This window comes from Streptomyces sp. NPDC008121 (assembly GCF_042957155.1).
In the GTDB taxonomy this organism is placed as follows: Bacteria; Actinomycetota; Actinomycetes; order Streptomycetales; family Streptomycetaceae; genus Streptomyces.
On record NZ_JBIBHT010000013.1, the window covers coordinates 62,040 to 73,913 of the forward strand.

9 protein-coding genes and 1 rRNA gene are annotated in these 11,874 nt (G+C 72.9%); 5 read left to right on the forward strand and 5 right to left on the reverse strand.

Annotated features, from left to right (window positions below; all coding sequences use genetic code 11):
• Positions 1 to 292: 292 nt before the first annotated feature.
• The 4 genes from ACFZBD_RS31885 to mtrA form a co-directional block, all read right to left on the reverse strand.
• Positions 293 to 1,060 (reverse strand): ComF family protein, encoded by a 768-nt coding sequence (locus ACFZBD_RS31885; protein WP_391146477.1) that lies wholly within the window; start codon positions 1,058 to 1,060, stop codon positions 293 to 295.
• A gap of 93 nt (positions 1,061 to 1,153) precedes the next feature.
• Entirely contained in the window at positions 1,154 to 2,923 is a 1,770-nt protein-coding gene (locus ACFZBD_RS31890) for an LpqB family beta-propeller domain-containing protein (protein ID WP_391146480.1), read from the reverse strand.
• Between the two features lie 94 nt (positions 2,924 to 3,017).
• Positions 3,018 to 5,009, reverse strand: a complete 1,992-nt coding sequence (mtrB, locus tag ACFZBD_RS31895; protein ID WP_391146483.1) for an MtrAB system histidine kinase MtrB — start codon at positions 5,007 to 5,009, stop codon at positions 3,018 to 3,020.
• A 1-nt stretch (position 5,010) separates the two neighbouring features.
• A complete protein-coding gene (mtrA, locus tag ACFZBD_RS31900; protein ID WP_009333493.1) occupies positions 5,011 to 5,688 on the reverse strand; it encodes a two-component system response regulator MtrA in 678 nt (225 codons plus the stop codon).
• A 556-nt stretch (positions 5,689 to 6,244) separates the two neighbouring features.
• Between mtrA and ACFZBD_RS31905 the strand changes: the two genes are divergently transcribed.
• The 5 genes from ACFZBD_RS31905 to ACFZBD_RS31925 are packed head-to-tail and all read left to right on the forward strand — an operon-like array spanning position 6,245 to position 11,667.
• The gene (locus ACFZBD_RS31905) at positions 6,245 to 7,471 is read left to right on the forward strand and encodes a hypothetical protein (RefSeq protein ID WP_391146485.1); all 1,227 of its coding nucleotides are present in this window, start codon (positions 6,245 to 6,247) and stop codon (positions 7,469 to 7,471) included.
• A 4-nt stretch (positions 7,472 to 7,475) separates the two neighbouring features.
• Entirely contained in the window at positions 7,476 to 8,159 is a 684-nt protein-coding gene (locus tag ACFZBD_RS31910; RefSeq protein ID WP_391146488.1) for a DUF4129 domain-containing protein, read from the forward strand.
• On the forward strand, positions 8,156 to 9,364 hold the full coding sequence (locus ACFZBD_RS31915) for a DUF4350 domain-containing protein (protein ID WP_391146492.1): 1,209 nt from the start codon (positions 8,156 to 8,158) through the stop codon (positions 9,362 to 9,364). Before ACFZBD_RS31910 ends, ACFZBD_RS31915 begins: the two co-directional genes overlap by 4 nt.
• Positions 9,361 to 10,344 carry an AAA family ATPase gene (locus ACFZBD_RS31920; protein ID WP_391146494.1) on the forward strand — a complete coding sequence of 328 codons (984 nt, stop codon included), beginning with the start codon at positions 9,361 to 9,363 and terminating at the stop codon, positions 10,342 to 10,344. The genes ACFZBD_RS31915 and ACFZBD_RS31920 overlap by 4 nt, the downstream gene beginning before the upstream one ends.
• A 12-nt stretch (positions 10,345 to 10,356) precedes the next feature.
• The gene (locus tag ACFZBD_RS31925) at positions 10,357 to 11,667 is read left to right on the forward strand and encodes a DUF58 domain-containing protein (protein ID WP_391146496.1); all 1,311 of its coding nucleotides are present in this window, start codon (positions 10,357 to 10,359) and stop codon (positions 11,665 to 11,667) included.
• Between the two features lie 116 nt (positions 11,668 to 11,783).
• On the opposite strand, the gene rrf is transcribed toward ACFZBD_RS31925, so the two are convergent.
• A 5S ribosomal RNA gene (gene rrf, locus ACFZBD_RS31930) occupies positions 11,784 to 11,874 on the reverse strand; the annotation flags it as partial.

Sequence of the window (11,874 nt, forward strand, 5' to 3'; positions counted from 1 at the left end):
GCCGCTGGGCCTCTCCCTTTGCACCAGACTCCGGATGTTCACCGGAGTCCCGGACTTGGCGACGTTCACCTCCTCCTCCCCAGTCGGCGTGATCCCCACCCCACCGACCTGAGGTTAATTCGCCCTGAACTCCCGTCCTCTAGGCGCACCCGTGCATTCCGTGAGGGATGACCTGCGCCATTCCTCACAACCGAACATAGCTCGTTCGGACGGGTGTCGGCACCCGCTGCGGTCACTTACCTCCGTTCGGGTGTTTCCACCTCTCATCACCTGCAACGATGCGTGTTCCCCGTCAGTTCCTGTTTATTTCGAACGATGACGGAGAAGCAGCGACCACCGCGGCCACCGGCTGCCCGATTCGGTTCTCGGGTCCTCTATCCGCACCGCCGCCGAGTAATCCAGGAATGAACGGCCGGTGTACGGCACCCAGTGCCCGCGCCGCTTCGGCCAACGAGGCACCGGTGGCCATCAGATCGTCCACCAGCACCACCCGCCCCCGCTCCACGAGCCGCGCTCCGCCCGCGACGACCTCCAGCGCCCCGGACAGGTTGGCGAGTCGCCCCCGGGCGTCAAGGCCCGACTGGTCGGCCACGCCGCACCGCTGGCGCAGGAGGGGAATCACCCGGGCGGTCCGTCCCGAACGGCGCAGCCTCCCCGCGGCCGCCAGCGCGATCCGCCGGGTCGGGTCGTGACCACGCGCCCGCACGGAGCGCCGCGACGACGGCACCGGTACGAGGAGAAGGGGAACGGCCCCCGACGCCTCACAGGGGCCGGCAGCGGCCTTGACGGCGCCGGCCAGCGCGTCGCCGAGGGGTCCGGCGAGGAAGAGCGCGCCGCGCTCCTTGTGGGCGAGGAGCACGGACCGTACGGCATCGGCGTAGGGCGCCGCCGCGTGCACCGGCGGCAGTCCGGCCGGCTCGGGAAGGGGCCGCACCCGGCACGGACCCGGTCCCGTCAGCTTCGTCCGGCAGGACGGGCACAGCTCGGTACGGGCGCTGCCGCAGCCTCCGCAGGCGACCGGCAGCACCAGCCCGGCGATCTCACGCCACCACCCCCGCATGGCTCCACTGTCCTCCTGCCGGCCCCGACCGGCCACCCCTGTGGACAACCGGCGGGGACCGCCGCGGGACGCCGCTCCGGAGAGGCGGCGCGGCTACCCGGGGTAGACCGGCGCGGAGCCCGTCACCTTGGCCAGACGCTGCCAGTTCGCGCCCGGCACCAGCCGCACGATGCCGTCGTTGCCGGACTCGGCCACGACCGGGGCCCGGTCGTCGTTGGGCGCGGCCACGGCCGTCACGCCGTTGAGGCCGGGCAGCAGCGACGAGGCCGAGGTCGCCCCGTCCGTCTGGATGTAGCGCACCTGCTGGACGCCGCCGGCCTCCTTGCCGACTACGACCAGCCGGCTCGGACCGGCCCAGGACACGGCCGTGACGGCCTCCATGTGCGGCGCCACCGGCTGCAGCGCGTCGACCGACACCGTCGGCTCCCCGCCACCGTCGCGCTCCACCCGACCGATCTTCAGGGTGGTGCCGCCGTCCTTCGTCTTCAGCAGCAGCGCGACCCGCACCCCGTCCGCGGAGACCCGCAGCGATTCGACCCGTTCGCCGTCCGCCAGCCAGGGCGCACGCACCTCGACGGGCTCGCCCTCGCCGTCCGGCACCATCCACAGACGCGGCTTCACGGGGTCGCGGTCCGCCACCCACAGATCGCCCCGGCCGTCCCAACTGGGCGCCGAAAGCCGGTCCTCGGGCCGGCCGGCGTTGCTCCGCACCAGCGCCGGGCGCAGCTCGTGGTCGGTGAGGATCGACGCCACCCGCAGCTCACGGCCGTCCTTGCCGACCCCGGCCGCACGTCGCTCGTCGCGGTCCACCGCGACCGACCGCAGCGGCATCACACCGTCGCCGAAGGGCCCGAGCGTGCCGTCCTGCTGCTCGTTCGCCTTGTCGCCGACCGGGACCGCCATCAACTTGCCGGTCGCGTCGACGTAGAACGGGTTCTCCGCCCGGCCCGTGTCCCGGACCGGCGCGTACTCCATCGCCGCCTGCTTGCCCAGCGAACACAGCCGGCCGCCGTCCGACCCCCGCAGGAGCTCGACCTGCTCCACCCGTACGGACGTCAGATCGCCGAGCGTGAACAGCAGCTGCGCCGCCATCCGCCGGCACACCACTCCGCCCACGTGGTCGGCCTTGCCGTTCAAGGGCACCCTCAGCGTGGACTGGTCGTCCGTCGACAGCGACGTGACACCGGCCTTCAGGGCGGTACCCGACGGGAAACTCGAGTCGACGGCCGGCTTCAGCCAGTTCGTCGGCCCCTCCAGCAGCGCCTTGACCGACTGGGTCACCGTGTCCATCCGGGTGACCGGGTCCTGGCGCTGGCGGATGTAGACCGGATCGGCGACGACCCAGTCCTCCCCGGACGCGAAGTAGTACGTGTCGACGGACCGGTAGGTGCGCTGGAAGTCGGCCTCGCTGAGCACGAGACCCGGCGGCAGGCCGTCGATCCGCCACTCCTTGCCCTTGCCGTCGGCGGTGGGCTGCTGCACCACGTGGATCGAGTCGTTGAAGTCGGCCGGGCCGACCGGCTTGTAGGCGTGCCGGGCGTCGACGGTCGCGATCTGCCGGCCCTTGATGGGATAGGCCCGCCCCGGGCTCCCGGGGTCGGAGACCCGGTCGGCCTGGCCGCGGTCGGGCGCCGTGGTGAGCACGGTGATCCGCTCCTCCGGCTTCCACGCCTGCGCCGCCTGACTGGTCAGGTACTTCCGGGCCGTGGCGAAGCCGGGGTCGTCGCTGGTCATGGCCTCGAGGAAGCCGTCGACGATCTCGGCCGGGTCGGCGTTCTCCCGCGGCTGCACGGCGTACACCCGCACCTGCGAGTCGCCCGGGTCGGAGGCCCGTACGTTCCGTACATCGCCGCTGTCGGGCATCGACGCGCAACCGGCCACCAGAAGCGCCCCCGCGAGCGCCCCGGCCGCCCGTACGGCCCTCCCACGTCCCCGCCCCGGGTGCTGCCCTCGGGAGTCAGCGCCCACGTGTTCCGTCCTCCCCCTCGGCGTTCGTCGACGCCATCGCCTCATCACTGCCGGCCTCGGCCGCCGCCCTCGGGACCACCCGGGACCCGCTGCCCGGAAGGGCCGTCGGATCCGCGGTGGCCCGCGACGCGGCGGACATCCGCGACGGTACGGGCAGCGCCGGATGGTCCCCGGCGGTCTGCGCCGGCACCGACGTCAGCCGGGCTCCGTCCTCCCGCGCCCGCCCGGCGGCGGCCTCCTCGCGGTTGCGCCGCGAGTCCTCCGGCTCCAGGGGGATCGGAGAGCCGCGCAGCGGCTCGTCCGCGGTCCGCGGCAGGGTCAGCCGGAACTGCGAGCCGCCCCCCGGCTCGCCCCACGCCTGCAGCCAGCCGCCGTGCAGCCGCGCGTCCTCGACCGCGATCGACAGGCCGAGGCCGGTGCCGCCGGTGGTCCGCGCGCGGGCCGGGTCGGCCCGCCAGAACCGGTTGAAGACCCGCGTCGCCTCGCCGGGCTTGAGCCCCACCCCGTAGTCCCGTACGGCGACCGCGACGGCCCCGCCCGCGGCCGCCAGCTTGACGATCACGTCACGGCCGTCGCCGTGCTCGACGGCGTTCACGACGAGGTTGCGCAGCACGCGCTCGACCCGGCGGGCGTCCGCCTCGGCCACCACCGGCTGCTCGTCGCCGACGACCACGATCCTGCCGCCCTTGCGCTCGGCGAGCGGTTCGGCCCCTCCGATCACCCGGCGCACGACCTGCCGCAGGTCTATCGGCTCGGCCTCCAGCGCCGCCGCGCCCGCGTCGAAGCGGCTGATCTCCAGCAGATCGGCCAGCAGCGACTCGAAACGGTCGAGCTGGTCGCCGAGCAGCTCGGCGGAGCGGGCGGTGACCGGGTCGAAGTCGACCCGCGCTTCGTGGATGACGTCGGCCGCCATCCGTACCGTCGTCAGCGGCGTCCGCAGCTCGTGCGAGACGTCCGAGACGAACCGCCGCTGCATCCGGGAGAGCTCCTCCAGCTGCTGGATCTTCAACTGGAGGTTCTGCGCCATCTTGTTGAAGGCCTCGCCGAGCCGGGCGATGTCGTCCTCGCCGGTGACCTTCATCCGCTCCTGGAGCCGCCCCGCGGAGAGCCGCTCGGCGATCCCGGCCGCCATCCGCACGGGGGTGACGATCTGCCGCACCACCAGCCACGCGATGGCGCCGAGCAGCACCACGACGAACAGCCCGGCGGTCGCGAGGGTGCCCTTGACCAGGGTGAGGGAGTCCTCTTCCTGGCTCAGCGGGAAGAGGTAGTACAGCTCGTACTGGGTGCCTTCGGCGTCATTGAGCCGCTTGCCGACCACCAGGCCCGCTTCCGAGGCCTTGCCGTCGGTGTAGTGGATCCGGGCGTACCGCTGGAACGTGCCGGTCCCTTGGGCCACGAGGTGCCGCAGGTCGCCGGGGATGCTCGTGGCCGGGTCGACCTCGCCCGAGGCGCGGGCGCCGCGGCTCGCGGTCCCCTCCGCTTCCTCCAGGGAGAGCGCGACCACGTTGTAGGCGCTCTGACCGCCACTGGCGAGCTGCTCGACGAGGGTGGAACGCCAGGTCAGCGAGGCTCCGGCGCGGGCGCCGTCCTGCCCTCCGGGCACGGACGGCGTGCTCGCCGCCTTGTCCTGGGCGGCGGAGAACCCGCCGGCGGCCTGACTCTGGGCGGCCTTCTCCTTGGCATCGAGCAGACCGTTACGGACCTGGCCGATGACGACCAGGCCGAGGAGCAGCACCACGCCGAGCGACATCAGCAGGGTGCCGGCGACGACGCGGAGCTGGATGTTCCTGCGCCACAGCCGGACGGCGGGCAGCAGGGGACGGCGCACCCAGCGGGCGAAGAGCCGGAGCACCGGCCCGCCCGGTGCTCCACCCTGGAGCAGACGGCCGAATCGCGAGCCCCCCCGTCCCGGTCCGGCAGTCCGCCCCGACAGGACTCCCGGTGCGCCGGGCTTCGGAGCAGTACTGCCTACGCTCATGTCAGCTCGGCCCCGCCTTGTAGCCGACGCCCCGTACGGTCACCACGATCTCCGGGCGCTCCGGGTCCTTCTCGACCTTCGAGCGCAGCCGCTGCACGTGGACGTTGACGAGCCGGGTGTCGGCCGCGTGCCGGTAGCCCCACACCTGTTCCAGGAGGACCTCACGGGTGAACACCTGCCACGGCTTACGGGCCAGCGCCACGAGCAGGTCGAACTCGAGCGGTGTCAGGGCGATGGACTGCCCGTCCCGCTTGACCGAGTGACCGGCGACGTCGATGACCAGATCGCCGATGGCGAGCTGCTCCGGCGCGGGCTCCTCGGAGCGCCGCAGCCGCGCGCGGATCCGGGCGACCAGCTCCTTGGGCTTGAACGGCTTGACGATGTAGTCGTCGGCCCCGGACTCGAGACCCACCACCACGTCGACGGTGTCGCTCTTGGCGGTGAGCATGACGATGGGCACCCCGGACTCGGCGCGGATGAGCCGGCACACCTCGATGCCGTCCCTTCCGGGCAGCATCAGATCCAGCAGCACCAGGTCCGGCTTGGCCTCACGGAAGGCGGCCAGCGCCTTGTCACCGTCGGCGACGAACGACGGCTCGAACCCTTCACCCCGCAGCACGATGCCGAGCATCTCGGCCAGTGCGGTGTCGTCGTCGACGACAAGAACGCGTCCCTTCATATCGACATCATCCCATTTCCGTATCAGTCCCGAGGCGGCTGGTGAGATACCTCACTGACCTGCGGTGACGTCTGTGATTGCGCGCCGTGAGCTGCCGGTGCCTGTGGGTGCTGACGTCAGACATGGATGTCACCCCCGTGACCCCCGTGGTCGCGTTGAACCGTACCCTGCGCGGCTGTCCCCGGCCCATGGGGTGCGCGCCGACCCAAGAGGACGGGAGACCGCTTCTCCGTGTCCCTCTCTCCACATGATCGGCCCCGCCCGCCGGTCTCACCAGGGAAGCGGCCACGCCCGCTCCCCGCCCCCTCCGTCCGGCCCGCCGCCGCTCCGGGGCGCCCGCCGCGACAACGGGTTTGTGCGCACTGGACAGGCATCCGCCCCATCTGCCCCCTCGCCCCCGTGCAGGAAGGCGGGACGGAGGCCCTGGCCCCGGCCCACAGCAGGGCCCCGCGTGGCACGATGGCACCCGGCCCCCGCCCGAACAGGCGGGCGGCCGCCGTGACCGAGCCAGGGCTTGCCGAACCGGCCCCGCGACCATTCCTCGAGGTGGACGACCGTGAACGACACTCCGGGCTGGGCCTCGCCCGGATCTGCTCCCTCCGACGGCCAGGACGGTCCCGGCACGCCCCGGCCCTCCGAGCCCGGCGACGCGAACGGCTCCGCCCCCCAGTGGTCCAAGGAGCAGCCGCCCGCCGGCCAGTGGTCCCCGCCGACCGCCCCGGCGCCCGGTCAGGTCCCGACGCCCGCACCCGGCCCCGGCTGGGGCGGCGGCGTCCAGCCCGGAAGCTGGGGCAAGCCCCCGGCGGCCAAGCCCGGCATCATCCCGCTGCGCCCCCTGGGCATGGGCGAGATCCTCGACGGCGCCGTCTCCACCCTGCGCCGCTACTGGCGCACGGTCCTGACGATCACCGTCACGGTCGCGGTCATCTCCCAGGCCGCCGACATCCTCGCCCAGCGCTATCTCGTCCCGGCCCCCGCCGACATCAACCCGGACGCGAGCCCCGCCGAGCAGCTCGACCAGGCCCTGGACTCCTTCCAGGCCAGCCTGATCGCCCTGGGACCGGCACTGCTCATCGCCTTGGCGGCCACCCTGTTCAGCGCCGCCCTCCTCACCGTCGTGATCAGCCGCGCGGTCCTGGGCCGCCCGGTCACGGTGAGCACCGCCTGGCAGGAGGCCCGGCCCCGGCTCCTGCCGATGCTCGGCCTGACGCTGCTCCTGCCGTTGATGAGCGTCGCCATCATGGCCGTCGGTCTGCTGCCCGGCCTCCTCGTCGGCGAGACCGCCGGCGTCGGACTGGCCGTGATCGGCGGTCTCGCGGCGTTCGTCGTCACGATCTGGCTGATGGTCCGCTTCAGCCTCTCCTCCCCCGCCCTGATGCTGGAACGGCAGGGCATCATCCCCTCGATGAAGCGCTCGGCCAAGCTCGTGCAGGGCGCCTGGTGGCGGATCTTCGGCATCACCCTGCTGACCCAGCTGCTGGTCTTCATCGTCTCGATGATCATCATGGTCCCGTTCGCCGTGATCGCGATCATCGCCGACGGCACCAGCATGTCCGACATGGTCTCCGACTCGGCCCCCCAGTTCGGCTGGGCCTACCTCATCGTCATGGGCATCGCCGGAGTGATCACCAGCGCCATCACCTACCCCATCTCCGCGGGCGTCACCGCCCTCCTCTACGTCGACCAGCGCATCCGCCGCGAGGCCCTCGACCTCGAACTCGCCCGCGCCGCAGGCCTTCCCGGCTACGGCACCGCCCCGGGCGACAGCGCCTCCGGAGGCTGACGGAGTGAAGGCCACGGGGGGCACGATCACGGCGCGACCGCCGATCCGCGACGACGTACCGGTGGAGATCCCGCGCGTCCCCGCCCGTGAGGCGGCGGAGCGGGAACTCTCCAAGCCGATGTACCACGAGAACGATCCCAACCTCCTCCAGCGCGCCCTCGATCGTGTCTGGGAGTGGGTCGACGGTCTCTTCGACGCGGCCTCGGGCGCCACACCCGGAGGCCTGTTGGGCCTCCTGGCGATCGCCCTCGTCGTCCTCGCCGTGATCGGCGCCCTGTGGTGGCGGCTCGGCACCCCGCAGCGCACCCCCACCACCGGCGACGCCCTCTTCGCGGAGGGACCCCGCACGGCCCGGGAGCACCGCGCGGCCGCCGCCCGGCACGCCTCCGCCGGCCGCTGGAACCAGGCGGTCCAGGAGCGGATGCGGGCCGTCGTCCGCTCGCTGGAGGAGCGCACCGTGCTCGACCCCCGCCCCGGCCGCACCGCCGACGAAGCCGCCGCCGAGGCAGGCCGCTCCCTGCCCGCCCACGCGGACCGACTCCGCGCGGCCGCCCGCACCTTCGACGACATCACGTACGGCGGCCGCACGGCCGACGAGAACGCGTACCGCCGTGTCGAGGAGCTGGACACGTCCCTGGAACGGGCCCGCCCCGCCCTCGACTCCGCCCCCACGGGGGCGCCGGCGTGAACCGACCGTCCACCAGCCCCACATCGTCCTCGCTCGCCCCCCGCCAGCTCTGGACCCGGACCCGCGGAGTCCTCCTCGTCCTGGGCCTCGTCCTGATCGGCGGCATCATCCTCGCGACGATGCGCTCCGCCGACCACCACGGCCACCTCGATCCCCGGTCCGCCGACCCGAACGGCAGCCGGGCCGTCGCCGAGATCCTCAAGGCCCAGGGCGTCACCCTGCGCGTGGCCACCACACTCGACGAGGCCACCACGGCGGCCGACCCGGACACCACCCTCCTGGTCACCACCCCGGACCTGCTGACCGATCGCCAGCAGTCCACCCTCCACGCCGCCATGAGCACGTCCGGCGGCCGCACCGTCCTCCTCGGCGCGGGCCCGTCCTCCCTGCCCGCTCTGGCCCCGGGCGTCACCTCGGCCCCCAGCACCCCGGTCGCCACCCGCGAACCGGAGTGCTCCCTGCCGGCCGCCGTCCGCGCCGGCGGCGTCGACCTCGGCGGCGAGCGGTACGTCACCGGCGACCACGCCGAGACCTGCTACCCCGCCGACGGCCTGCCGACCCTGGTCTCCGTCAAGAACTCCGGGGCCGGCGACACCGTCCTGCTCGGGTCGCCCGACATCCTCTACAACGACCGTCTCGACCAGCAGGGCAACGCCTCGCTCGCCCTGCAACTCCTCGGTTCCCGGCCTCATCTCGTCTGGTACCTCCCTTCCCTCACCGATGCCTCCGCCACCGAGGGCGACCCCGACGGCCCGTCCGACGACAACGCCGCCGAAGGCTTCCTCTCTCTGGTCCCCGAGGGCTGGCTGTGGGGCACCCTGCAACTCGCCCTCGCCGCCCTCCTCGCCGCCCTCTGGCGCGGCCGGCGCCTCGGCCCGCTGGTGACCGAACGCCTCCCGGTCGCCATCCGCGCCTCCGAGGCCACCGAGGGCCGCGCCCGCCTCTACCGCAAGGCGAACGCCCGCGACCGCGCGGCCTCCGTCCTGCGCACCGCGACCCGCACCCGGATCGCCCCCCTCCTCGGCGTCCCTCCCCAGCACGCCCACTCCCCCGAATCCCTGCTCCCCGCGCTCTCCGCCCGTCTCCCCGGGACCACCGCGGACCCCAAGGACCTTCTCTTCGGCCCGGCTCCCGCCGACGACTCCGCCCTCATCCGCCTGGCGGACCACCTCGACGCCCTCGAAAGAGAGGTACGCACCTCATGAGCGCCCCGACCCCCGCGACCCCTACGAACTCGGACAGCGCCCGCGCCTCCCTGGAGGCCCTGCGCACCGAGATCGCGAAGGCCGTGGTCGGCCAGGACCCCGCCGTCACCGGCCTGGTCGTCGCCCTGCTCTGCCGGGGCCACGTCCTGCTCGAAGGGGTCCCCGGCGTCGCCAAGACGCTGCTGGTCCGCGCGCTCGCCGCCGCCCTCGAACTCGACACCAAGCGTGTCCAGTTCACCCCCGACCTGATGCCGAGCGACGTCACCGGCTCACTGGTCTACGACGCCCGGACCGCCGAGTTCTCCTTCCAGCCGGGCCCCGTCTTCACCAACCTGCTGCTCGCCGACGAGATCAACCGCACGCCCCCCAAGACCCAGTCCTCCCTCCTGGAGGCCATGGAGGAGCGCCAGGTCACCGTCGACGGCACTCCCCGCCCGCTGCCCGACCCGTTCCTGGTCGCGGCGACCCAGAACCCGGTGGAGTACGAGGGCACATACCCCCTCCCCGAGGCCCAGCTCGACCGCTTCCTGCTGAAGCTGACGGTCCCGCTGCCGTCGCGGGCGGACGAGATCAGCGTCCTGACCCGGCACGCCGACGGCTTCAACCCCCGTGACCTCCGGGCCGCCGGAGTCCGTCCGGTCGCCGGCCCCGCCGAACTCGAGGCCGCCCGCGCCGCCGTCGCCAAGACCGCCGTCTCCCCCGAGATCGCCGGTTACGTCGTCGATATCTGTCGTGCCACGCGTGAATCCCCCTCGCTCACTCTCGGCGCCTCTCCCCGAGGCGCCACCGCCCTGCTCTCCACCGCCCGCGCCTGGGCCTGGCTCACCGGCCGGGACTATGTCACCCCGGACGATGTGAAGGCCCTCGCTCTCCCCACCCTGCGCCATCGCGTCCAACTGCGGCCCGAGGCCGAGATGGAGGGCGTCACCGCCGACTCCGTCATCAACTCGATCCTCGCCTACGTCCCCGTACCCCGCTGAGAACGGCGCCCCATGGCCCTCACCGGACGAACCGCGCTGCTCGCCGCCCTCGGATCGCTGCCCGTCGGCATCCTCGCCCCCAGCTGGACGGGGATGCTCGCCGTGAACGCGCCCCTCTCCCTCGCAATTCTGTGCGACTACGCGATGGCAGCGCCAGTGCGAAGCCTGCGATTCACCCGAAGCGGTGATACGTCAGTTCGACTGGGTGACGAGGCGGAGGTGCACCTCACGGTCACCAACGCGTCCCGCCGCCGGCTTCGGGCCCAGCTCCGTGACGCCTGGCCGCCCAGTTCCTGGCTTCCGGGGACCGAGCAGGCCGCGTCCCGTACGAGGCTGTCCGTTCCGCCTGGTGAGCGCCGCCGGGTCTCCACGCGGCTGCGCCCGACGCGCCGCGGTGACCGTCACGCGGAGCGGGTCACGGTCCGTTCCTTCGGCCCGTTGGGCCTGGCGGCCCGGCAGGGGAACCACCATGTGCCGTGGGCGGTGCGCGTCCTGCCGCCGTTCACGAGCCGGAAGCACCTGCCGTCTCGGCTGGCCCGGCTCCGTGAACTCGACGGCCGCACGAGCGTCCTGACGCGAGGCGAGGGCACCGAGTTCGACAGCCTCCGCGAGTACGTCCCCGGTGATGACACCCGGTCGATCGACTGGCGTGCCACGGCCCGCCAGACCACGGTCGCCGTGCGTACCTGGCGTCCGGAGCGGGACCGTCACATCCTGATCGTTCTGGACACGGGCCGTACGTCGGCGGGGCGCGTGGGCGATGTCCCGCGCCTGGACGCCGCGATGGACGCGACTCTTCTCCTCACCGCGCTGGCGTCCCGCGCCGGCGACCGTGTCGATCTTCTCGCGTTCGACCGCGGCCTGCGCGCTCAGGTCCAGGGCCGCTCGGCGGGGGACGTCCTGCCCGCCATGGTCAATGCCCTGGCCCCGCTGGAGCCGCAGCTCGTGGAGACGGACGCGCGAGCGCTCGCGGCCACGGCCCTGGCTCGTGCGCCTCGGCGTTCTCTTCTGGTGCTTCTGACCGGTCTGGACGCGGCTCCGATCGAGGAGGGTCTGCTTCCTGTCCTCCCGCAGCTGACCCAACGCCACACGGTGCTGGTGGCCTCTGTGGCCGACCCGCATACAGCCCGCATGGCCGGAGGCCGCGGTTCGGTCGACGGTGTCTACGAGGCGGCTGCGGCTACGCAGGCCCAGGCTCAGCGCAGTCGTACGGCGGATCAGCTCCGTCGCCATGGCGTCACGGTGGTCGACGCGGTCCCGGACGAGCTGGCGCCGGCTCTGGCGGACGCGTATCTAGCGCTGAAGGCCGCCGGCCGTCTCTGATCGCAGCGCGGGGGGCTCCAGCGGGAGCCCCTCTCCGCGACGTTTGGTCATGCTCATTGGGCCCTAAACGCAGAAAAGCCCCGCACCATAAGGTGCGGGGCTTTCCCACAATGATTGTTCGGCGGCGTCCTACTCTCCCACAGGGTCCCCCCTGCAGTACCATCGGCGCTGAAAGGCTTAGCTTCCGGGTTCGGAATGTAACCGGGC